21 protein-coding genes and 2 pseudogenes are annotated in these 23831 nt (G+C 37.9%); 12 read left to right on the top strand and 11 right to left on the bottom strand.

Going from position 1 to position 23831, the window contains the following annotated elements:
- Positions 1–10: 10 nt before the first annotated feature.
- A complete protein-coding gene (locus tag BAOM_RS24160) occupies positions 11–154 on the bottom strand; it encodes a hypothetical protein (RefSeq protein ID WP_164853123.1) in 144 nt (47 codons plus the stop codon).
- A 159-nt stretch (positions 155–313) separates the two neighbouring features.
- Here BAOM_RS24160 and BAOM_RS25445 point away from each other — a divergent pair, with 159 nt between their 5' ends.
- A complete protein-coding gene (locus BAOM_RS25445) occupies positions 314–445 on the top strand; it encodes a YjcZ family sporulation protein (RefSeq protein ID WP_119117015.1) in 132 nt (43 codons plus the stop codon).
- 23 nt (positions 446–468) lie between these two features.
- Here the strand turns inward: BAOM_RS25445 and BAOM_RS04120 are convergent, their stop codons facing one another.
- Positions 469–1065, bottom strand: a complete 597-nt coding sequence (locus BAOM_RS04120; RefSeq protein ID WP_127759169.1) for a DedA family protein — start codon at positions 1063–1065, stop codon at positions 469–471.
- A 296-nt stretch (positions 1066–1361) separates the two neighbouring features.
- Here BAOM_RS04120 and BAOM_RS04115 point away from each other — a divergent pair.
- The 3 genes and pseudogenes from BAOM_RS04115 to BAOM_RS04105 all read left to right on the top strand — a co-directional run bounded on the left by BAOM_RS04115 (position 1362) and on the right by BAOM_RS04105 (position 5104).
- Positions 1362–2895, top strand: a pseudogene (locus BAOM_RS04115) (spore germination protein).
- The gene (locus BAOM_RS04110; RefSeq protein WP_127762436.1) at positions 2895–3992 is read left to right on the top strand and encodes a GerAB/ArcD/ProY family transporter; all 1098 of its coding nucleotides are present in this window, start codon (positions 2895–2897) and stop codon (positions 3990–3992) included. The pseudogene BAOM_RS04115 and the gene BAOM_RS04110 overlap by 1 nt, the downstream one beginning before the upstream one ends.
- Entirely contained in the window at positions 3989–5104 is a 1116-nt protein-coding gene (locus BAOM_RS04105) for a Ger(x)C family spore germination protein (protein ID WP_127759168.1), read from the top strand. The genes BAOM_RS04110 and BAOM_RS04105 overlap by 4 nt, the downstream gene beginning before the upstream one ends.
- 356 nt (positions 5105–5460) lie before the next feature.
- Here BAOM_RS04105 and BAOM_RS04095 read toward each other — a convergent pair whose 3' ends face one another.
- From BAOM_RS04095 to BAOM_RS04080, 4 genes are all read right to left on the bottom strand, one after another.
- Positions 5461–6843 carry an allantoinase gene (locus BAOM_RS04095; RefSeq protein WP_127759167.1) on the bottom strand — a complete coding sequence of 461 codons (1383 nt, stop codon included), beginning with the start codon at positions 6841–6843 and terminating at the stop codon, positions 5461–5463.
- A gap of 7 nt (positions 6844–6850) precedes the next feature.
- Positions 6851–8104 carry a pyridoxal-phosphate-dependent aminotransferase family protein gene (locus tag BAOM_RS04090; protein WP_164853122.1) on the bottom strand — a complete coding sequence of 418 codons (1254 nt, stop codon included), beginning with the start codon at positions 8102–8104 and terminating at the stop codon, positions 6851–6853.
- A 15-nt stretch (positions 8105–8119) separates the two neighbouring features.
- Positions 8120–9364, bottom strand: coding sequence for an allantoate deiminase (gene allC / locus BAOM_RS04085; protein WP_127759165.1), 1245 nt, complete (start codon positions 9362–9364; stop codon positions 8120–8122).
- Between the two features lie 224 nt (positions 9365–9588).
- Positions 9589–10641 (bottom strand): aromatic ring-hydroxylating oxygenase subunit alpha, encoded by a 1053-nt coding sequence (locus tag BAOM_RS04080; RefSeq protein WP_257467616.1) that lies wholly within the window; start codon positions 10639–10641, stop codon positions 9589–9591.
- A gap of 204 nt (positions 10642–10845) precedes the next feature.
- Here BAOM_RS04080 and BAOM_RS04075 point away from each other — a divergent pair, with 204 nt between their 5' ends.
- The 4 genes and pseudogenes from BAOM_RS04075 (at position 10846) to uraH (ending at position 14890) form a co-directional block, all read left to right on the top strand.
- A complete protein-coding gene (locus tag BAOM_RS04075; protein WP_127759164.1) occupies positions 10846–12462 on the top strand; it encodes a PucR family transcriptional regulator in 1617 nt (538 codons plus the stop codon).
- Between the two features lie 195 nt (positions 12463–12657).
- Positions 12658–13970, top strand: a pseudogene (locus BAOM_RS04070) (nucleobase:cation symporter-2 family protein).
- 15 nt (positions 13971–13985) lie between these two features.
- Positions 13986–14534 carry a 2-oxo-4-hydroxy-4-carboxy-5-ureidoimidazoline decarboxylase gene (gene uraD, locus BAOM_RS04065; protein ID WP_127759163.1) on the top strand — a complete coding sequence of 183 codons (549 nt, stop codon included), beginning with the start codon at positions 13986–13988 and terminating at the stop codon, positions 14532–14534.
- Positions 14531–14890, top strand: a complete 360-nt coding sequence (gene uraH, locus BAOM_RS04060) for a hydroxyisourate hydrolase (RefSeq protein ID WP_127759162.1) — start codon at positions 14531–14533, stop codon at positions 14888–14890. The genes uraD and uraH overlap by 4 nt, the downstream gene beginning before the upstream one ends.
- Before the next feature lie 59 nt (positions 14891–14949).
- Here uraH and ggt read toward each other — a convergent pair whose 3' ends face one another.
- Positions 14950–16524 (bottom strand): gamma-glutamyltransferase, encoded by a 1575-nt coding sequence (gene ggt, locus BAOM_RS04055; protein WP_127759161.1) that lies wholly within the window; start codon positions 16522–16524, stop codon positions 14950–14952.
- 221 nt (positions 16525–16745) lie between these two features.
- Between ggt and BAOM_RS04050 the strand changes: the two genes are divergently transcribed.
- The gene (locus BAOM_RS04050) at positions 16746–17342 is read left to right on the top strand and encodes a chromate efflux transporter ChrB (RefSeq protein ID WP_127759160.1); all 597 of its coding nucleotides are present in this window, start codon (positions 16746–16748) and stop codon (positions 17340–17342) included.
- Complete coding sequence (locus BAOM_RS04045; protein ID WP_127759159.1) at positions 17339–17878, top strand: chromate efflux transporter ChrA; 540 nt, start codon at positions 17339–17341, stop codon at positions 17876–17878. Before BAOM_RS04050 ends, BAOM_RS04045 begins: the two co-directional genes overlap by 4 nt.
- Before the next feature lie 201 nt (positions 17879–18079).
- On the opposite strand, the gene BAOM_RS04040 is transcribed toward BAOM_RS04045, so the two are convergent.
- Both BAOM_RS04040 and BAOM_RS04035 read right to left on the bottom strand, forming a co-directional pair.
- On the bottom strand, positions 18080–18553 hold the full coding sequence (locus BAOM_RS04040) for a chromate efflux transcriptional regulator ChrS (RefSeq protein ID WP_180319817.1): 474 nt from the start codon (positions 18551–18553) through the stop codon (positions 18080–18082).
- A gap of 452 nt (positions 18554–19005) precedes the next feature.
- Positions 19006–19950 carry a DMT family transporter gene (locus BAOM_RS04035; protein ID WP_252283051.1) on the bottom strand — a complete coding sequence of 315 codons (945 nt, stop codon included), beginning with the start codon at positions 19948–19950 and terminating at the stop codon, positions 19006–19008.
- 126 nt (positions 19951–20076) lie between these two features.
- Between BAOM_RS04035 and BAOM_RS04030 the strand changes: the two genes are divergently transcribed.
- Positions 20077–20967 carry a LysR family transcriptional regulator gene (locus tag BAOM_RS04030; RefSeq protein WP_127759157.1) on the top strand — a complete coding sequence of 297 codons (891 nt, stop codon included), beginning with the start codon at positions 20077–20079 and terminating at the stop codon, positions 20965–20967.
- A 92-nt stretch (positions 20968–21059) separates the two neighbouring features.
- Here BAOM_RS04030 and BAOM_RS04025 read toward each other — a convergent pair whose 3' ends face one another.
- Positions 21060–21857: an enoyl-CoA hydratase/isomerase family protein gene (locus BAOM_RS04025; RefSeq protein ID WP_127759156.1), complete on the bottom strand. Its 798-nt coding sequence runs from the start codon at positions 21855–21857 to the stop codon at positions 21060–21062.
- Between the two features lie 520 nt (positions 21858–22377).
- On the opposite strand from BAOM_RS04025, the gene BAOM_RS04020 reads away from it, so the two are divergent.
- A complete protein-coding gene (locus BAOM_RS04020) occupies positions 22378–23028 on the top strand; it encodes a hypothetical protein (RefSeq protein WP_127759155.1) in 651 nt (216 codons plus the stop codon).
- A 79-nt stretch (positions 23029–23107) separates the two neighbouring features.
- Here the strand turns inward: BAOM_RS04020 and BAOM_RS04015 are convergent, their stop codons facing one another.
- Complete coding sequence (locus BAOM_RS04015) at positions 23108–23701, bottom strand: hypothetical protein (RefSeq protein ID WP_127759154.1); 594 nt, start codon at positions 23699–23701, stop codon at positions 23108–23110.
- Between the last annotated feature and the right edge of the window lie 130 nt (positions 23702–23831).

Here is a 23831-nt window from a genome sequence, read left to right as displayed (position 1 = left end):
TTTTTCTCATTTACATGGAAGTTTCATCCTCAGCACGAGCCGTATCATCCACAATAGCTCTCAAGTCTTTTTCAAATAATTCATCACTGCAAACAAAACTATGCTGATCTAAGGATTCTTCCTTTTGCTGTAAATTTAGATTCTTTTCTTTCATAAGTTAAGCCTCCGTTCTTTATTTGAGACTTATTTTATCCAAACTGTTAAATCCTATGAGAAGGATGAAAAGTCCGCCCATTTTTCTCAATACAATAAACAATCCAGCCTAGTTGGCATAGTATGAATGTATTCTAGGCTTCAAAGGAGGAATGCACAAATGGGTGGTCATGTTGATGGAGGCTGTGGTGGACACTGTGGTGGACACAGCTCTGGCTTTGCATTGCTAGTTGTTTTGTTTATTTTGTTAATTATTATTGGTGCTAGTTGGGGATTTGGCGGCTGCTTCTAAGAAAACAAAAAGGTGCCTCTTTTTCAGGCACCTTTTTGTTTATTTTTTCTCGCTTTCACAATAAGCCAAACAACAAACAAGAAAATCGGAATTAATAAATAGTTTGCATATTGAGAGAAAATTTCACCAGCCTGCTCCCAGCGCGGTCCAAGTTTATACCCTAAATAGACATAAGCGGCCGTTACGGGCAGCATAGCAAAAAAAGTATACACACAAAACTTCCATACGCTCATCTTCATGATGCCGCATGGCAATGAAATCGCAGTCCGAATTCCTGGAACAAAGCGCCCAAAAAAGGCGATGCTTGCACCATACTTACCAAAAAAGCGATCCGCTTTATCGATTTGTTCTTCCTTAATTAAAAAATACTTTCCATACTTCTTAACAAGCGGGCGTCCTCCATATCTTCCTAACGCATAAAGCGTCAAAGGACCAAGTACTCCCCCGATAGTTCCAAAGAGAATAACAACATATAAGTTCATATCGCCTTGATACACCCAGTATCCTGCAAGAGGCAGTACCAACTCCGCCGGCACAAATTCAAAACATAAAGCGAGCATAACGCCAAAATAAGATAATGATTTAAACGCTTCAATCATACTAAGAATGATGTCTTCCATATTGTTTGTCCTTTCACATACATAAAAGAAGGAGCTCCTATTTGAATATCTAGGCACGCCCCCGCTTACCGTTCTTACATTCCTATTAACTCGTTATATCGTATAATATCGCAAATAGAAGAGTCAATCTTTTGTTACCTCTATTTTAACATAAGGAACTATACAATATAACACGGTTAACCAACACTATCCTTATTACGGCTATGACATAATGTGCTTTTAAAAAGAAAACAAATGCATGATTTTCCAACCTAAGATACAAACTAAATCATCATAATATTAGGTGGGAATCCTTAATGCCGTTTTTTCGAAGGTACAACAAGAAACCCAGTTCTTCCCGACAACTTAATAATATCCTTCACCAAGGTCTGATAAGCTCCGAATTAATGGATAATATTGCAGAAATTCATTCTATTTTTTGTGATACACCAGATCTCATTGTGAGGTATTTAGTGCTAAAGCAAACACAGAGCCAAGCAGCACTAGTGTATTTGAGTGGAATAACCGATAGTACGACAATTTTTAATCATGTGCTGAACCCACTTTTATTTGAGGATAGCAAGAATAATAGTGAATCTGATTTAAGGGTATCACTTGGTCATATCAAAGAAACGAATATGTGGCCACAAATTGAGAACGCGATTTTAAATGGGGAATGCGTCTTGTTTGTAGATAAACGTACAGAAGCCTATATATGATACGACTAACTTTCCTAAAAGGCCTATTGAAGATACACCAATAGAATCTTCCCTAACTGGATCACATGTTGGATTTACCGAGACCGTAAGTGATAATGTTGCGCTAATTCGTAACCATATTCACAACCGTGAACTGAAAATAAAGGAAATGACTGTTGGTAAAAGGGGAAAATCGAAGCTCTCTATTCTATATCTAGCAGATGTTGTAAATCCAGACGTATTGAAGGAGCTTGAAGAACGAATACAGAAAGTGGATGTCGATAGCATTATAAACGCAGGTGTACTTGCAGAATACATTGAAGATCATCCATACTCTCCTTTTCCGCAACTATTATTGACAGAACGTCCTGATTTTGCGGCTTCAGAGATTTTACAAGGAAGAATCGCAACAGTGGTAGACCGATCACCCAATGTAATGATTGGACCCGTAACATTCGATTCTTTCTTCAAAACCATAGATGATTATAGCTCCCGCTGGATGGTCGCTTCTTTTATTCGTCTAATGAGATATTTCGGTTTTTTTATGGCCATATTTCTACCTGCTACATATATCGCAATTATTTCCTTTCATTTTGAAGTCATCCCTTTAAAGCTGCTATTGTCCGTAGGCGCATCAAGAGAACGGATTCCCTTTCCCCCTTATATTGAAGCATTTATTATGGAGCTTACTCTAGAAATGCTAAGAGAGGCAGGGATTCGACTTCCAACTAAAATTGGACAAACGGTAGGGATTGTTGGCGGTATCGTCATTGGTCAAGCAGCTGTGGAGGCAGGAATTGTAAGTAATATCATGGTGATTGTTGTAGCTTTGACAGCCGTAGCCTCTTTTATTATTCCCAACTATGAAATGGGTTCAGCCATTCGAATCGTCCGGTTCCCGATGATGATACTTGCTTCGTTATTCGGATTTGTGGGACTTACTGTTGGTTTAATGATTTTACTGGGGCATTTCATTGCGCTTGAATCTTTAGGAACTCCGTATGGCAGTCCAATTGCACCTTTACGATTTCCAGATTGGAAGGATGTATTTATTCGATTTCCACAGTGGTCAATCAATAAGCGCCCTTTAAGCACAAAAGCCATTCAAATGCTAAAAGCAAATTCCAATCGTCCAAAGGGTGACGAACAGTGATGAAAAACATAAACAATAAAATTACATTGAGGCAATTTATTTTATTGATTCACGGGGTACAAATGGGAGTTGGCGTATTAACACTGCCACGTGAATTAGCTGAAAAAGCAGGAACAGATGGTTGGATGGTCATCATCATTTCTTGGTTTCTTGCGACAATGGCTAGTTTAATCATCATCCAAATTATGAAGAAATACCCGAATGGAACAATCCTTGATCTTTTAACCCATTATTTTGGAAAATGGATTGGAAGAGTAGCTACCATCACATTTGCATTGTATTTTGCTTTATTAGCCCATGTTGTTTTTATTAGAGAGGCTCTCTTTATCCAAGCATGGATTTTACCCCGTACAGAGGTATATATATTAATTTTGCTGTTATCGATTCCTAGCTATCAAATTGCTCGAAAAAACATCGTTATATTAGGCAGGTATTCTGAATTCGTTTTTTTCATGACATTGTGGACGTTTATCATTTATTTAATTCCTTTGAAATATGCCCAGTGGCTTCATCTACTTCCTGTTCTTAAGGAAGGATGGGTGCCAATTCTTACCACTTTAAAAACGGCTATTTTTTCTTTTATAGGTTTTGAAATAGTATTTTTCCTCTATCCTTTTTTACAAAAGAAGGAGAAAGCCTCTATGGGAGTTGTGATTGCTAATACACTTTCGTTGCTCGCGTTCTTGATGATAACCATAGGAGCCTTTGCCTTTTATAGTCCTGATGAAATTACCATATATAATGAACCTGCAATTGAGATGTTAAAGGTCCTTGAATTTAAATTTATAGAAAGACTGGAAATTGTGTTTTTTTCCTTTTATTTATTTGTGATGTCTACAACGGTCCTGCCATTCATGTTTATGACAGTATTTTGTACAAGTCAGTTGGTTGGAAAACAAGATCATAGTAGACATTTAGCCTGGTTTTTGCTAATTGAATTTGCATTTGTTGTGTTGTTTCCTCCTAATTTCGATAGAAATACCTTCCTTCAACAAGTAATCGAACAAGTTGGAATGATCCTTGCGTTTGCTTTTCCTTTATGTTTATGGGGATATGTCTGGGTGCACGGGCTTCTTAAAAGGAGGACAATCAAATGAAACGCATGTGTCTTGCCATTCTTTTCGTTTTTCTTATTACGATACTTTCAAGCTGTGGAAGACATATCCCGCTAGAGGATTTAACGATTTCCTTGATACTTGGTGTTGATCTCGATGATGAAAATAATCTAATCATTTCTGAATCAAGTCCAGTGTTTAATAAAGATGTCAAGAAAAAGATTGAAACCTATCAATTAAAGGCAAAATCAATACGGGAATCTAGGAAATATTTTGATGCTTTGGCAACAGGAGAGGTCACTGCTGCGAAAATTCAAGTATTACTGTTAGGAAAACGAGTACTAGAACATGAAGATTGGTTTTCTATCTTGGATACAGTATACCGAAATCCTAATTTTCCCATAAACACAAGAGTCATTGTAGTCGACGGTCCCGTATCTGACGTTATTTTTTATGAACCAGCAGATAAACCACAATTAGCTTTGCATTTGAAAGAAGCCATTGATAAAAACAATGAGAGATCAAGGACTGTAAATAACACTCTTCAGGTGCTTCATAGACAAATGTACGAGAAGGGATTAACTCCTTCGATTTCGGAAATAAAAAAAGAAAAAGATGTTGAATTCGTTGGAGTGTCATTGTTGGATGAGAATGGAAAGTATGTTGACACTCTCGGTATTCAAGATTCGTCACTCCTGCTTGTTTTAAAGGATGAACAGAAGCAAGAATTAACCTTTACCATTCCGATGACATCGTTGGATGATGAGGGAGGAATCTTTAATAGGAACGAGTTAAGTATAGATGTTAGTCGGGTTACATCTAAAGTAAAGACCAAATACAATCAGGATAAATTTCATTTCAACTATAAGATTCATATGACCGTGAATATTATAGAACGATTATTTCCTGTAGATAGGGTAAAAGAAAATGAACTGGAAAAAATGATTGAGAAAGAATTGGTATCTCGATTTGAGGTTCTTATTAAGAAGATTCAAGAAAATAAAATTGATCCAATCGGACTCGGACTTTATGCGAGAGCCTATCAATATGAACAATATAAAAAAGTTGAGGAGCATTGGGGTGAAGCTCTTGCGGAATCAAACATTAATGTTTCCGTAGACATAGACATAAAATCGATGGGTGCTATAAAGTGATTTCTTACAAGTTCAACGGTTAAGGCGTGTGATAAATACAATCGGGAACATTCATAAATTCGCTCACATAAGTATCAATGATTGTAAAATGTTCGAAGACTTTATGACAAAGTGTTCTACATATAAACATTCTCCATCTTTTAAAATACCAGCCGTGTTACCTGAACTAGTGTAGCTTTGAAATAAGGTTTGATCAAAAAGCGCATGACACGAAAAAGTATCATGCATTTTTGCAACTTAATAGCAGCATATCCGAACACCGGTCAATGGATGATGAAAGCTTTCTACATACATATCAATTAGATGTTAGCGAGTATGAAGAGTTTCTAACTTTTTTCATATCCGGAAGTTTCACTTTATTTAAAAATAATAGCCGGCTCTTCTTTTCGCTTGTTCTTCATCCATTTTCCTTTATATTTACTAAAGCTTCCTCTATGATACACAACACGTCCACGATTCATTGTGGCGACGACTGTACAAGGAAATGTATGACCGTTATAAATCGTTTGCTTATGCTTCGCAAAGAATCGATCCTCTGTCACCATAAACGGCTCCTTCAAGGAAACAATGGCAAAATCAGCATCCATTCCGACCTGTATGCTCCCTTTCGTAGCTGATAATCCAAATCTTTTTGCAGGAGCAGCAGCGGTTACTTCAGCTATTTTGAAAAAAGGAATATCATGCTCGATTGCCAATTGAATGACGGACAGCAATGAAAATTGGCCGCCGCTAATTCCTCCCCAAGCTTCAAAAAAACTATGAACCGCTGGATCCTTCAATTCATACGGACAAGGTGAATGATCGGAAGAAATCATATCAAATTTGCCTTCTTTAAATAATTCGATAAGCTTTTCTTGTTCAGATTGAGATCGTAACGGTGGGGCACATTTTGCAACTGGTCCTTTTTCTACCACTGCCTCATCATTAAATAGTAAATAATGCGGACAAGTTTCTACTGTAACATTAAGCCCTCGTTTTTTCGCCTGATCAATTTTTTCAACAGCCGCCGCACTGCTAATGTGAACAAAATGGAGCGGACATCCCGTTAATTCTGCATACGTTAATGCACGTTCTACAGCCTCTACTTCCGCAAGCACCGGTCTTGCAGAAGCATAGTCCTTTGCACTGACTAGCCCTGCCTGAACTTTTTCTGCTTGTAACCAGCTCGTGATTGCTTCGCTTTCAGCATGCAATGCCAATACTTTTCCTAATGAAGCAATCTTCTTCATCCCGTTCAATAAGGTTAGATCGTCCACTCGTTCAAACTCTTCATTACCAGACGCTGAAAGAAAGGCTTTAAACCCTACTACTCCGGACTCCACAAGCTCTCTTAAATCCGCAATATTTCCTGGAATAAGTCCGCCCCATAATCCAAAATCAACAGATGATTTTTGAGCAGCTATATTGGCTTTCTCAAGCAATGCTTCTTTATGGATCGTTGAAGGAATCCCATTCAGCGGCATGTCGAAATACGTTGTACAGCCTCCTGCTGCCATCATTTGAGATCCTGTTTCAAATCCTTCCCAATGCGCACGTCCCGGCTCACTGAAATGAACATGAACATCAACCATCCCTGGAAAAACATATTGACCATCTGCACGCCATTCCGCTGCAGCCTCCCCAACAAGATGATCGGCAATCTCAACAATCACTCCATCTTTCACCGCAATATTCGTTCGTTTAACTTCCGTCGGTAACACAACTAAGCCATTACGGATAATTAAATCGTATGTCTCCATAATACTCCTACACCTCCTTCACAGGCTCTTTCACTTCCGCCATGTAAACATTAAGAGCGGCTTGTAATGCTTCTCCTCGCTTCACTTCAAAACCGTGACGCAATAACACCGCCTCTAAAGCACCTAGCACAAACAAAACATTTTCCTTTCGACAGCTATAGCCCATCGTTCCAATTCTCCAAATCTTTCCTTGAAGCGGTCCAAAGGAAGACGCAATTTCAATTCCAAATTGATTTAATAGCATACTGCGTACGGATTCCCCGTCTACACCTGAAGGAATTTCGATACACGTGACACAAGGCAGCTTATGTTTGCGACTTCCGAACAAGGTTAACCCCATTGCTTCTAGACCGGCAACTAATGCCGCTTCATGAAAGGCGTGACGCTTAAATCTCTCTTCTAGCCCTTCTTCCAAAACGAGACGTAGTCCCTCTCGAAGCGCGTACAACATTGAGGTTGCTTCTGTATGATGATTTAAGCGGCGCGGTCCCCAATAATCTTGAAGCATACTTAAATCAAAATAATTACTTTTAATCGGTATGCCCTTTCGAACTTGTTGTAAGTCCTCCGCTGTCGCAATCCCGTGCTCTACTTTTTTTCTTTCTGACAGAATTTTCTCAATTCTATCGTTATACGTAATCGGCGCCATACCAGAGGGTACCGATAAACATTTTTGAGTACCACCAATCATAGCATCGATACACCATTCATCTACTTTAATATCTGTACCGCCAATTGAAGCAACCGCATCAACGACTAGAAGAACATCTAGCTCTCGACACGCCTGACCAATCTCCTTCAATGGCTGCATGCAACCTGTTGACGTTTCCCCATGAACTAGCGCCACAATCTTCGGCGAAACTTTTTTCATTTCCGCAATAACCTCTTCCGGTTCAAATACTTCTCCCCAAGGACATTCCATCGTGTGCACTTCAGCACCATAGCGTTCGCAAATCTCGACAAACAAATGACCAAATCGACCGAAAATCGGTACTAATACACGATCTCCCGGTTCAATAATGCTGCAAAGAACCGCTTCGTTTCCTGACCTTGATGTCCCATCTACCGGAAATGCCCAACGATTATTCGTTTGAAAAAGTTGGCGAAGCATCTCCATAACCTCATTCATGATGTTTGTAAAAGCAGGATCAAATTGTCCTAATATAGGTGTGCTCATTGCTCGTAGCACTCGTGGATCAACTTCAACTGGCCCCGGTGTCATAATCGTTCTTAGCGGGGTATGTAGTTCAGAATATTTCATGATTGTCAGCTCCCTTTAATACGCTAATTTATATAATATTTCACTTAAAATCTCGATTCCTGTTTCTAAATCTTCAACGCTCGTAAACTCTCTTGGAGAATGGCTAATTCCATTATGACTAGGAATAAAAATTAAGTTCGTTGGACAAAAACTTCCAAATACTTGCGAATCATGTCCAGCGCCGCTTATCATATTTTGATAGGAAATCTGATGTGTATCAGCCAATTGTTGAATTACTGTATTCATTTCATGATTCAATTCAACAGGCTTTACATCCATCCATTTCGAAATTGTAATGGTCATACCTGCTTTTTCTACTTTTTCCTCCATATATGCAAAGAGTTCTTGGCAATATCGCTGTAACACTTCTTCTTGATGATGACGAATATCTAGACTAAATTCGATTTCTCCAGCAACTACATTCGGAACATTCGGCTTAACCGCTATCTTCCCAACCGTTGCTACTAAATGCGAATCGATTTCTTGTGCACGCTTTGTTAAAAAAGTAATAAGCTCCGAAGCAGCGCTGACAGCATCTTTTCTAAAATACATCGGTGTTGTCCCAGCATGGTTACTTTCACCAACAATTGTGACTGTAAAACGACGTTGACCAACAATATGACTTACAATGCCTAATGATTTCTTATTCTTCTCTAACACAATGCCTTGCTCGATATGAACTTCAACAAATCGTTCAATATCCTGACGTTTAGGTGATTCATAATGCTCCGGAGGAAAACCCGCTTCCCTCATAGCGTCAAGGAATAGGACCCCTTCTGAATCCTTTACAACCCGTACTTGATCCAGACTGTATGCACCTTGAATATTTTTTGAACCCCAAAATGTTAATGGAAAACGACTTCCTTCTTCTTCACATAAAGACACGACCTCAATTGTTTTTTTCGGTGTTCCATACCTAGCTTTCAATCTCTTTACAGCTAGTAAACTGGCAATAACCCCGTAAGCCCCATCATATTTTCCACCATCAACAACCGTGTCAATATGAGAGCCTGTTAAGATTGCTTTACCAGCTGATTCAGTTCCGTCTAATCGACCGAATAAATTCCCTACACTATCAAAATATGCATCGAGTCCAATCGATTTCATTTCTGCTTTTAATGCTTGCTGTGCTTGAACCCATGCTTTCGAATATAGTAAACGAGTAACGCCTCTATTTGCTGTAGCTCCAAAGGAAGCCAGCCATTCAATCATTGAGACAACATTGTTTTTCCCTGAAATAGTTGCTAGCGGTATCGCCATCACAATCCTTCCTTTCAACTGTTCTATATAGTTAACTACTATTTTACGTTTTAGCACCGCAAGCTTCATTAGCAAATATGCGCGAATTTATTTATCTTATTGTGCAACTTAACCAATGTTAAAGCTGAATTGTATAAAGTGATTAATTGGCAATATCGTTTAACATAGTCGAGGTTAAAAAGAAGAGCGTGCCTACAGATTATAGGGCACCCTCTTCATACAAATTAACTCGTATAATTCTCCCCTAATCCCATTTGTCTCAGAATTTGACGATAATTAATCGATGTTTTATCTGCTACAATATGAGCCTCCGCTTGCAGGTCTAAAGGCAACTCTTCGGGCTTTTGATTTTCCACCATTTCACAGTCTTCATTAAAAATTTGCAAATTAAACTCGTACGTATCTTCAATCGGTGCATCTTTATCGAAATTTCTTGCCATTGGGGAAAACATGCGCGTTTGACGGGCAGAAACAGGACTTACACAATTTAAAATAAACAACTTCCCGTTATTCGGAAAATGAACAGTCAAACGAGCAGCAAAAGGAGGATATACATCAAACACTCGTAACCATTTAAAACCGGGCGGCTCTAAATGTTGTTGACTCTTGCCATAATTGCTAACCGTACTTACATACTCGACATGCAAACCATAATCTGTTTTATCTACTTTGTAGCTTGGAACAAATGCATTATTTCGGTCAGCAAAGCTTTTCGAATGAACCCAAGCAAAGTGGGCCACATCTAAAAATCCTTCCATTTGACGACCAGCAGATCCTGCAATATCAATAAACGGCGGTAAAATATTCAAATATTCTTCATCATCCCACGCCTCAAGCGGCGGAATATTCTCTTCCTCTCCAGCTAGCGAAGTCCATACTAACCCATAGCGCTCTACAGTCGGATAAATGGTGATACAAAGACGCGGAGAAATTTTTGCATCAGGATGAGCTGGAATAGATGTACAATTTCCTTCAGGCCCATAACGAAATCCGTGATAAGGACAAACGATGTCATCTCCTTCCACCCACCCCATACTAAGTGGAACACCACGATGAAGACATAAATCGCGCGCGACAATAATCTTTCCATTCGCCCGATATAACACAAGATGAACATCTAATAACTTAATACCGGTTGGCTTTTCCGTCACTTCTTCAATCGTTGCCACCGGATACCAATATTGAGATAAAACGGTCCAATCTTCCGTACTAAACGTACACTGTTTCGGCATTGGAGTGACTCTTTTTTTCTTTTTTATCGCCATAGATTCATTCATCCGTATTCGCTTCCTTTCATGCTACTTTTTTTAAATAGTAGCAAAAATTGTAACAAAAATCATTCTTATATGTTACATTTCCTTACATATATTGATATTTTGTAACCTTTCACAATCGAAAACGTTCGTTTTAGAAGATATGCCAAAGGAATTGTATGATAATATAAAAGAAATTTTATTTTTAGCACACTAAGGAGGTTCGTTATGAAGATTGCCGAATTATTGCAAATTCCCAACTTAGCCAACACAAATCTCATCGCCGGATCAGCAGGAATGGAACGCGAAGTTTTTACCGTCAATATGATGGATGCACCCGATATCATCCCTTATCTCAAACCAAACGAGCTGCTCGTCACAACAGCCTATCATTTAAAAGACCACCCAGATGCCCTTCTCGAGCTTGTTGAGGCTATGGCTGAACAAAACTGTGCTGGACTTGGCATTAAAACAAAACGCTTCGTTCAGGAGGTACCTGAAAAAGTTATCGAGACAGCTAATCAATTAGCCTTTCCTATCATAGAGCTCCCATTGGAACAATCACTCGGCGAAATTGTCAATCACGCCCTCCATGCAATCCTTAATCAAAGAGCCAATGAATTAACGTATGTCATGGAAACACATAAACAATTCACTAATTTAATCATGGACGGAAAAGGGATTCCAAAATTATTAGACCGTTTATCAGAAATGATTGGCTTTCCTATCGTATTAATTAACCAATACCTAAAACCAACTTCACAGCCCAACTCAAACTCCAAGCCTCTCACCATCATCAAGCATTTACTAACAAAAGGGTTTAGTTTTTCCATCTCAAAGACAATGTTCCTTTCTTTTTCCGTTCTCTTTAACCGGCAAACCTATTCCGTCTTTCCTATCTATACAAGTGGTAAAAATTTTGGTTATTTAGCTATTTTAGGAGAAATCAAAGGGTCCGATCATCTTACTACACTAACAATCGAACAAGCTACCAATGTCATTTCTTTTGCCCTTATGCAAGAACATACACTCAAACAACATGAACGTAGTGTTCACAATGATTTTTTCACTCATTTTCTAGAAGATGCTTTCTCATCCCAGGAGGAAATTACAAATCGCGCAAAAGAATTTTCCATACAAGTGAACAAACCGTACATATGCTTAGTCGGCAAATTAGATGAAACAAACATAAACACTAGTTATAGCGAGCTCCAACAAAAAATAGATACGATTTTTGAATTCATTGAAGAAGAGTTGTTCGATTCAACAATTTCCATTCACTTTTTTTCAAAAGGAAAGCTATGCATTCTGTTATATGAAGGAGAAGAAATTTCAAGTGACACGATGGACTTCATTACCGAACTATTGAGTGAACTTCAAACGAAGATCTCCACACACTTTGAAACAACGATTTCATTCGGAGTTAGTAACTTTAGTCAAAATTTCTTTCATATAAAAAACGCCTTCATAGAAGCAAAGAGCGCTTTAAAAGAAGGCAGTCTTTCAAGAAAAACGCAATATATTAGCTTTTATCGAACAAAGGACATTATCGAATTATTACGCGCTATTCCTCAAGAGGATCTTAAAAACTTCTATACTTACACATTGCAAGGATTTACTACAGCGAATAAAGAGGAAGAGAATATTCTGCTGCAAACCATGTCTGTTTATTTAGAAACGCACTGTCAAATCTCGGAGACAGCTAAACGTCTATATGTACATCGCAATACAGTCATATACCGGTTAGAGAAATGCGAAGATTTATTAGGAAAAAGTTTAAAAGATGCCGATACAACCCTTCAAATCCGAATTGCTCTGCGAATTAAAACATTATTAAATCTATAGGAGAGACTTTCGAGTTAGATTTTTCTAACTTAGAAGTCTTTCTTTTTTATCCCGCACTTAGACAAAACGCCTAGATAACTAGATAAATATTGTCTATATTATCTAATGACAATTTTCAGAATATTTATTAATATGTAAATACCAATAACATATTATGTTAAAAAATATAACATTTATTTCGGGAGGAGTTTTATTATGGGTGATCAAATCGGAAAAACAAAAACGCTTTCACTCGGGCTTCAACATAGTATGCTGGTGCTGTTCTTGTCCCATTAATTGTTGGCGGAGCACTAGGATTTAATGCACAGCAGCTATCTTATCTAATCGCTATTGATTTATTAACGTGCGGAATTGCCACTTTACTTCAAACATGGAAAAACAAATTTTTCGGCATTGGATTACCTGTTGTATTAGGCACTTCCTTCGTTGCTGTGACACCGATGATTTCAGTCGATGTAAACTACGGAATCACCGCTATATACGGAGCTATTATCGCAGCCGGACTATTCATCATTCTCTGCTCAAACATCTTAGGTAAACTGATTAAATTATTTCCGCCTGTTGTAACAGGTACGGTAGTCATGATTATCGGACTTTCACTCATCCCTACAGGTATTAAAAATATGGCTGGCGGACCAAACAGCCCTACTTTTGGATCAGCCCAAAATTTAATTCTTTCCCTCGGTGTTTTAACAATCATCTTATTAATCAATCGTTTCTTCACAGGCTTCATTCGTTCCATTTCCGTTTTGATCGGTATTATCATTGGAACAATTGCCTATGCATTCACAGGTAAGATTGATTTAACTCCTGTTCGCGAAGCATCTTGGTTCCACTTACCAATGCCCTTTTACTTTGGTGTCCCGACATTCGAGGTTATTCCTGTCCTAACAATGATTATCGTTGGAATCGTCATTATCGTGGAATCTACCGGTGCTTTCCTTGCACTTGGAAAAATTACGGGTCGAGAGCTTTCTGAACAAGATCTCGTTCGCGGCTATCGAGCGGAAGGACTGGCCTTCACATTAGGAGGTCTTTTCAACGCTTTCCCCTACAGCACTTTCGCTCAAAACGTCGGACTTGTTCAATTATCAGGCATTAAAACACGAAATGTTACAATCGCCGCTGGATTTCTTCTAATCGGACTTGGTTTAGTTCCAAAAATCGCGGCATTAGCAACAATCATCCCAACACCTGTACTCGGCGGCGCAACGGTTGTCATGTTCGGAATGGTTGTTTCATCCGGTATTAGAATGCTGAATAATGTAGATTTTTCCGATAACAACAACTTACTGATTATCGCTTGCTCAATCTCACTAGGTCTTGGTGCAACAGTAGTTCCTGAATTATTCTTCAGCCTTCCGGAAGGTTTAAAAATCATTGTCGGAGATGGTATCATTACGGGGAGCTTAGCAGCGATTTTAATCAATTTACTTCTCTCTAAAACCAAAACAAAGCAGGCAGATCCTGTCTCTCAACAAGTCGAATTATCATCTAAAATTTCTTAAAAGGAGCTACCATATATGTTAACTCTTGAAACCGTCAATCAAACAAGCCAGGAGGAGTTCGTCCAACTGTTCGGCGATTTATTTGAACATTCAGCTTGGATTGCTAAAAAAGTATATGATGCCAAACCATTCTCTTCTTTTCAAGAGATGCATCAACATATGGTGAGCATTGTTAAAAACGCCTCCACTGAAGAAAAGCTTACACTCATCCAAGCTCACCCTAATCTCGGCGACAAAGTGCAAATGAGCCAAGATTCCATCAATGAACAGCAAGGAGCTGGATTACAAAATCTCACTCCTGCAGAATACGAAAACTTTCTTACATTAAATCAAAATTACCAATCTAAATTTGGCTTTCCATTCATCATTGCTGTTCGCGGCAAAGATAAACATCAAATTTATGAAGCGATGAACATAAGAATTGACAATCCAACAGAAGTGGAATTCGAAACAGCGTTATTACAAATTTACCAAATATCTAAACTGCGGCTACTTAAAAAAACGACCATGAAAAACGAAGCTGCAGCAGCAAACAATAATCTTACCAATAAGGAGCGCTTATGACAGGCTTAACAACACATATTCTCGATTTATCTCACGGCCAACCCGCTGCCAACGTAAAAATTGAACTGTATTATTTCGAACCAACATCAAACGAACGAAAACTTATTCGTACAGCTGTTACGAATGAAGATGGACGCTGTGACGCTCCCCTGCTTTCAGATGAGGAGGTCACAGCAGGAAGCTATGAACTACTCTTTTATATTGGTGAATATTTCAGAAATAAGGAGGTAGTTTTACCAGATCCTCCTTTTCTAGAACAAATCCCAGTCCGGTTCAGAATCTCCAATCCTGCGGCCCACTATCACGTACCCCTGCTTGTTTCTCCTTGGGGATATCAAGTGTATCGTGGAAGCTAAACAAGTAAGAAATATAAATCCCTCCGCTCATACTGAACGGAGGGATTTATATTAATATTTTAAGACCCAATTGCAGCGCCATCGCCCCTTGGATCGACTCCACCTTGAAGGAAATTATGCTCATCAATTCGAATGGCTTGAGCGTGCCCCATGATGCCATCGAATTCTTCAACTACTTCTACGAGATGACCTTTGTTCTTTAACGTTTGAATGGCATCAGCTGCTACTCGACTTTCGATTTTTAAAGCCTCACTATCTTCTCCCCACGTTCTTCCCCAAACAAAGCGCGGCTCACTAATAGCCTGTTGCGGGTCCATTCCGTAATCAATCATCCGAGTAATAATCGCGGTTTGCGTTTGCGGCTGTCCTTCCCCGCCTTGCGTTCCGTACAAAATACGAGGCTCTCCATTTTGACAAGCGATAGCCGGCATTAACGTATGAAACGAACGCTTAGCAGGCTCCAACGCATTTACATGATGCGAATCCAATGAGAAGAAGGAACCGCGGTTTTGCAAAAGAATACCCGTATTCCCAGCAACAACCCCTGAACCAAATTCAAAATATAAACTTTGAATAAACGACACCGCATTTCCATCACAATCAACGACTGCGGCATAAGCTGTATCACTTCCAAGCGAAGGACTCGTCAATGGCTTCGCATCCGTTTGAATCGCATCAGCTAGTTTAGACGCGTATTGCTTACTTAATAATTTTTCAAGCGGGATATCAAAAAACTCCGGATCTGTTAATACTTGATTTCGATCACGGAAACCTGATTTTAAAGCCTCTACAAGTAAATGATAATATTCAGCCGATCCATGTTCAATCTCTTGTAACTGAAAGTTCTCAAGAATATTTAATGCCATCAAACCAACAAATCCTTGAGAGTTAGGCGGCACTTGATAAATCGTATAACCGCGATAATCTGTTGAAATAGGCTCTACCCAATTGCCACGGTGAGCGGCAAAATCATCTATTGTAAGCAATCCGCCTTGTTCTTTTAAAAAGGAAACAATCTCTTCTGCTAGTTCACCTTTATAAAAAGCATCTCGCCCTTTTTCTGCAAGCAACGCTAATGTAGCAGCTAAATCCTTTTGAATAAATCGCTCACCAGCTTGCGGAATCTCTCCATTAGGCATATAAATATCCGCAGTAACTCGGGTTTTCGCAATCCATTCTTGATTCTTCTCTGTATAGACAACTTGATTTTTTGTAATGGGGAAGCCCTTTTCTGCATACTCGATTGCAGGCTGTAATACTTCAGCTAATGTCATCGTTCCATACTCTTGTAAAATAGCATCCCAGCTATCTAGCATTCCAGGTACTGTAATGGCACTGCGAACTCCGCGAAACGGAATGCTCGTCTCATTCTTATAAGCTTCTCTTGTCACACCCATTCCAGATCTTCCACTGCCATTATAACCGCGAATTTTCCCTTCACTTTTCTTATACGTTAACCAAAAAGAGTCACCGCCTAATCCCGTCATATGCGGATAAACTACCGCAAGACAAGCACTCACTGCAATCGCAGCGTCAAAAGCATTTCCTCCTTTTTCTAACATTTGATTCCCTGCCATTGAGGCTAAATAATGAGGACTAACAACCATGCTTTTTGTACCAACAATCGATTTCATCTTCTTCCCTCCTGTAATTTATTAACTATTCAGTAAATTTATTATACCTCTTTTTAACAACAATTTGTTGATTCATTCATCATTTTTTATTTCTTTTTTTATATATAATCCCTATTTTTATTTCACTTCGTAACTTTTAAAAAAACTTTATATACTTTTGGAAATATTTTTTGTTATTATAAATACAAATAGTTTAGAAGATTCAGTAAGGAGGAACCCATATGGGAAATCGGTATAAAGAATTAACACTGGGCATGATGCGCAGCGGAATTTTAGGATTCGGCGGTGGACCTTCCGTTATTCCCTTAATTCGCCATGAAGCGGTTACCCGTTATCAATGGCTGGATGATGATGAATTCGGTGAAACGCTAGCGATTGCCAATACATTACCTGGACCAATCGCAACCAAAATGGCCGCTTACTTAGGCTATGTAACAAAAGGATGGACTGGAGCACTTGTAAGCGTATGTGCACATATTTTACCAACTTGTTTTGCGATGGTATTTTTAGCCGCTTTTATAAGCGTATTGAGCAGTTCTGCCGTTGTAGCGAGCATGATTGCAGCTGTGATGCCCGTTGTTGCTGTAATGCTTGGACAGATGGCGTATGAATTCGGTGAAAAATCAGTAAAAGGGCTAGGTATCATCCTTGGTATTTTCTTCTTCGCTCTTTCTTTTATCCTTCTGCAAGTTGTTTCTTTACACCCAGGCATTGTTATTATGATTTTCCTTGCCTACGGAACAGTTCATTTTAAGTTCAAAAGTAAATTCGCATCAAAACGCCATTCTAATGATAAGAAGGAGGAATCTGCCTCATGATTTGGTTTCCCATCTTTTTAGCCTTTTTCATTGCCAATATTCTTGGATATGGCGGCGGCCCTGCATCGATTCCACTCATGTACGACCAAATTGTTACGCGTTATGGTTGGCTCAACAATACGGAATTTTCAAATATGCTGGCACTCGGTAATGCTCTTCCGGGACCTATCGCTACGAAAATCGCCGCCTTTGTTGGATATGAAGTATACGGATGGCCAGGGTTCATTATGGCGTTAATTGGTACAGTTGTCCCTTCAGCGGTTGCACTCATTTTATTACTGAAAATCATTCGACGTTATCGTCACTCCCTTGTCTTCAAAGGGGTATCCCTGCTCGCCCAACCTGTTATTGCCATTATGATGCTTCTTATTACTATAACAATCGCAACCGATGCTGTTCATTCAATCGGCTACGTACACTCACTCATTATTGCGCTTTTTGCCTTTCTAGCATTAGGTAAATTCAAGATCCATCCGGCATTTGTCATTATTCTTGCCTTTATGTATGGTGGAATTATTATCCCATGGACGTCATAATCCACCTTAAACAGGTGGATTATTTGATTTTTGGCTTAGGAGGCTGTCCCAAAAGTTATGAAGGACAACATTCCGGAATCCAGCAAGAGAAATGTCCTTCAGCCGAGTTATGAAAGATAAAATCTAGAAATCCAACAAAGAAATTGGACTGTCACATTGGATTTTCGTTGATGCTTTTTATTTCAGGGACTTAGTCAGCCCTTATAACTTCATGCCCATTCTACTTTTATAACGCTTAATTAAAATTTGACAATCTACACTGACAACACCCTCTACGGCATATAACTTTTCCGTTAAAAAGCGTTCCATTTCTTGATTATCACTAAAAATGCCATGCATATGTAATTTACTAGGGCCTGTCATATGATATAAGCTCGTTACAGCGGGATCTTGTTCAAGCAGCTCAGCAACAGACTCTAGAAACTTTGGTTCGACTTCTACATTAAAAAACGCCGAAACATGAATTCCAACCTTCGTTGGATTAATAACGGTCGTGAACTTTTCAATCACACCCTTTTCCAGTAAATTATTAATTCGTGTTTGTACAGCGACACGGGATACCCCTACTTCTTTTCCTAAATCCGTATAAGAAATCCGTCCATCTTCATGTAAGATAGAAAGAATTTTTTTATCTAATTCATCGATTTTTAAATTCGGAATTTGATACTCCTCCATTTTTTTCATCACCCGCTTTCTTTTTCTTTTATTATCTCAAAAAAGGTCTGGAACTTAAAATATTTCTAGGACTTTCCTTGCGATATATTCACTTTGTCTCCTTCTTTCTCATTCACCTGCTTTAGTTTTATTTGCACTAAAAAAAACGGCTCATCCGCAAGCCGTTTTTTAATGCTCCTTCACTTGATATGTCTCAACAATATATTTATATTCCGCCTCATTAAAAATTCCGAGCTTTTTAAACAAGAGTGAATAGCCTATAATTTTATGTTGGATGCGGTTTGAACAAATCATCTGAACCAACTCCTTTTTTATATCCTATTCATAAATCCCAAAAAGTTTCCTTTATACAACATATTTGTCATCGCGAATACCTTATTTATCACCATACAACAAAAAACCACCAAGGGAACTTAGTGGCTCAATGTCTTTATGCATAACCCATTCTACAGCTAAGCTTCAGAACCTTCAGCTGTTTTGCTATATCTTTTTCTCATTAGGGTTTTATTAAAATCTATCTTGGAAATTAAGAGACCTATTAAGACAAGACTTGCTCCTAGATACCCTCTTTCTGCCAATACTTCGCCTGCGAAAACAAAAGCAAATAATGCTGCAAAAACGGGTTCTAATGAAAATATGAGACCTGTATGCGTTGGTGTCGTATATTTTTGGGCTACGGTTTGACCAATAAATCCAAATGCACTGCAAATTATGCCTAATATCAAAATAGAAACCCATGATTCCGTTGTGGTAGGAAGATGCGGAGTTTCAAAAATAGATGAAAATAGCAGCCCCCACGCCCCCGTAAAGCCAAGTTGTAAGACTCCAAGCATAATAGAATCTGAATTTTTCGTTACCTTATCTGTAACAATGATGTAAACAGCATACAATAATGCACCTAAAATGATGAGGAAATCTCCAGAACTAATTGTTAATCCATTATTTAAAGTTAAAAGAGCGATACCTATTATAGAGAAGCCTACGCCAAAAACAATTCTTTTCTCAAGTTTTTCTCTAAACAACCCGGCTAATAACAAGGGGACAAAGACAACTGTAAGACTGAATAAAAATCCTGCATTTGAAGCAGATGTGGATTTTACTCCTATGGTGACAACCGAAATTGCTGAGAACAAGATGGTCCCTAATAAAAATCCATATTTTATAGTACGAAAATCCACACGCACAAAGCGTTTATAAAATATGATCCCAGCTAAAATAAAGGCTATTCCAAACCGTAATGCGACCAAGTTAAATCCTTGAATAGATTCCAGTCCCATCTTCATAAATAAATAGGATGAACCCCAAAACATTGTGACTATCAACATGGTGAAATCTGCTTTCAATTGAGCATTTGCACCTGCGCCCTTTGTTACACCGAGCATTTTAATCCCGTTCATTTTTTACCACCTGACCTAATTCTTATGTATTGATTATTAATTAGTATAAAAGTAAAATTTTAATAAGAAAAATGAATGTTTTTAAGTAATCAGATGAAAAAAATTCATGTAAGTGGAGTGAGGAATTTGTCGCTTGCTAAGTTTGAAGTTTTTAGTACGGTGGTAGAATTAGGGAGCCTTACAAAGGCGGGAGAAACTCTTGGTTTAACCCAGTCTGCGGTCAGTCATGCCATCGCCAGTCTTGAATCGGAATGGGGATTTTCGCTTCTCAATAGAGGACGATCAGGTATTAATTTGACAAACAATGGAGAACATGTCTTAAAATACATACGGGAAATTTTAAAATGGAACGAGGAAATGCTTCAAGAAATAGCTAATATCAATGGTCTAACAACCGGTAAGGTACGTATTGGAACGTTTTCAAGTGTATCGGCTCAATGGCTGCCGGAAATCTTGAAAAATTTTCATACATATTATCCTTCTATAGAAATTAAATTGCTGGAAGGAAATTATGATGATATTGAGTATTGGATATCAAACGGTATCGTTGATTTTGGTTTTGTGTCTTTACCAACTTTGCATCGCTTTGAAGTAATCCCTTTAAAAAAAGATAGAATGCTTTGCCTCCTCTATGATGAACACCCTCTTGTTCAACAAAAGGAGCTTAATTTTAAAATGATTGAAGAGGAGCCATTAATCATGTCAAAGAAAGGGAGCGATAATGATTTAAGACGGCTCTTAGAAGAAAACAACATAACACCTAATATAAAATTTGAGCTTGCAGATGATCAAGCCATATTTTCAATGGTTCAACATGGTATCGGAATCGCTATTCTTCCTGAAATGGCTTTGTATCGCGTTCCAAAGAACGTTCGTATTCTTAACTTTGAACAAGAGAATTACCGTACTATTGGCATCGCTGCTACATCTTTTAAAAACCTTGCTCCAGCTACGAAAAAGTTCATTGAATATTTGAAATCGTGGTTAAATGAGCCTGCACACCGCAATACACTTTGAAATGCTAGTTGTTGAACAGATGAGGCTGATCCACAAGTTGTGGATCAGCCTCCTGTTTTTGCACGAATAAGCAATCGCTTATACCATCCGTATTATTCTTTATTAAACTTCAAATAGTCAGCCTCTCGTTTTTCCAAAAATGCTGAAATCCCTTCTCTTCCCTCTACGCTATTTGCTCTTTCGGCCAATGATTGTGTCTCTAAACTCATTTGAGATTCTAGAGTTTCCTGCAAAGACTGATAAAACAATTTCTTAGTTGCACCATATGCTTCCATTGGCCCGCTCGCCAGCTTCTCTGCTAGTTCATGAACAACACTCATTAATTCTTCTTCAGGAACAACTTGGTTAATGATTCCCCACTCATATGCTTCTTTAGCATCCAACATACGATTTGTATACATCAACTCTAACGCACGTCTTACTCCAACAATTTTCGGTAAGAAATAACTGCCTGAACCATCAGGAGTTAATCCGATTTTATTATACGCCATCACAAACTTTGATTTCTCTGAAGCATATGCAATATCGCATGCACAAGCAAGACTCATCCCTGCACCTGCAGCTACTCCATTAATAGCTCCAATAAATGGCTTATTCATTCTAGCAAAGTAGGAAATAGCTTGATGTAAATAGGCAGTAACGCTTTTTAAATGGGAACCAATTTGATTACCTTCGTTAGCAAAACTTTTCAAGTCGCCGCCGACTGAAAATTTATTTCCAGCTCCAGTGATGACAACTGCTCTAATTTCATTACTTTCTGAACAATGGATAGCTACTTCCATCAACTCTTTGGCCATCGCTAGATTCAAAGCATTACCAACTTCTGGACGATTCAAAGTAATTACGCCTACATGGTTTTGAACTGATAAAAGCACAAATTTATTATCCATATGTATTTCCCCTTCATATTAAAATAGTATTTCTTTACATTTATTCGTTAATTGCATTAAACTATCCTGCTTCATTCAGTACAATTAGTTCTACAAAAATAAGCGTTAATCCTATTTAGATCAACGCACCAGTTACTTTAAGTATACTTTGATTTTTTTTAGTGATAAGGCCTTCCCGAAAAGAACTAACATTAACTCTGGTATCAAATTGCAAAAAGGTATATTTGTTATAACAGTAGAGTCCATATTTTAAAACCAATGGAAGAGTTCACCTGATAAACCAAATTATGTCATGGTAAAGACAAGGAACTTCTTAAGTTATATGGAAGAAGAGGTCTTTAGCTAATGTAAGCAGGTTTCTTAGGAAAAATATAATATTTTAGTTATTTTTTGAATGGCATACTGATGTTATTGGTTTTATTCAGTATGTGACTTGTTGCCGCAGCCTGTACACCAAAAGAAACGGTTAATAGAAAAATAGTTTTAATCGATATTAATGTAAAAAGGCAGGAAATTCACCATGAATACATTCTTAAAAGGATTCCTTTTGGTAATTGGGATTGGAATCGTTGGGATTGGAATCATTATTTTTTCGTTTATACAAGATATGAAGTCAGATCCTGATGAAGAAGCGAAAGTTAAAGAACAAGCTCAACAATATTTAGACCAAACATTTAATTATGAAACCGAAATATTCGATACTCTTTATGACAATATGGGCAACTTCAATTTCGAGTATGCAGCTAAAGTCGAGAGTAAAAAAGATCATATTCAATTTTTAGTTTATCTAAATGAGGGAAGCAATGAAATGGAGGATAGTTATATCTCTGAAAAGTGGACAAAAGAATTAGAAACGGTCATTCAGCCTCCCCTTGAAAGAAAACTTGGAAAATTAGATGCCAGCCAATTCTTTGTATTCTATGATCATAGTGTAGGAAGTACATTTAATATCGATCCAAATAAGCCTTCCAGTTATAAAGATTCACTAGCAAGCCCGTCTATTAAAATTAGCCTGGATAGAAAACCCGAAGTTGGAGATGAGAATCTATTTAATGAGTTAGTCTCTATTATTAAAAAAGAATCACAATTAAAACATGCAAGTATTACTCTAAATTATATAGATAAAACAGGTGTCATCTTAGATGAAAAAGAATGGATACATACTTTTTAAAAATAGACTTGTGGCAGTCACAAGTCTATTTTGTTATTGTCCATGTTCAAGACCATTCATTGATCTTCCACCCTTAAGTTTAATAAGATGCTACCCAATACCAATTTTCATCTAACTTTTTTATTTCTTTAAAGTCCCCGTCAAAATCATTTCTAGAAGGTTGTTGGTCAGTTGGTGAATATACAAATCCTGAAAAACCCTCTAAAATGCCTCGAAAAGTAAAAAATAGAATGGAAGAGCGATCACCTTTTTTCTCTACAACAATCTCCCCTCCTCCTTTAGATAGTTGGTCAAATTCTTTAGGTAAATGAATAAGGGATGAATCGTGTGAAACATTCGGTTTAAATGTTCCATTCTCCACCTTACTTACAACCTTTTCTCTTTCGGATTTATTCATTTTAAAATCTAGATCTAATACGACTTGTGTAAAAGGAAAGAAGATCCATAACATAATGACAATAGTTTGGATGACGAATGGCTTCCAATCTTTCTTTTTGAACAGAGTAGTTACGGTACGTACTGTTATAACAAAGAAAAAGCCAAATACCAATAACCATAGGAAAGGCATAAGAAATGGTGTCAATACTTCAACGATTTGCCATTCGAGAAACTTATATAAAACAACTAAAATGCTACTTAATAAAGCTAAAAAGAATAATTGATTATGTTGCACTATTTTCCTCTTTCTGAATTAAATTCCTTTCTGAACTTAATTGTACACTAAAACTAAAGCATAGATGAATGTGTCTACTATTCAGCAAATCCCAGCCTCTATATTGTACTACCTCCGTTTAATTCCTACA

The organism is Peribacillus asahii (assembly GCF_004006295.1).
Lineage (GTDB): Bacteria > Bacillota > Bacilli > Bacillales > DSM-1321 > Peribacillus > Peribacillus asahii_A.
The sequence above is the reverse complement of the archived record's forward strand: the minus strand, read 5'-3'. Positions and strand labels throughout refer to the sequence as shown.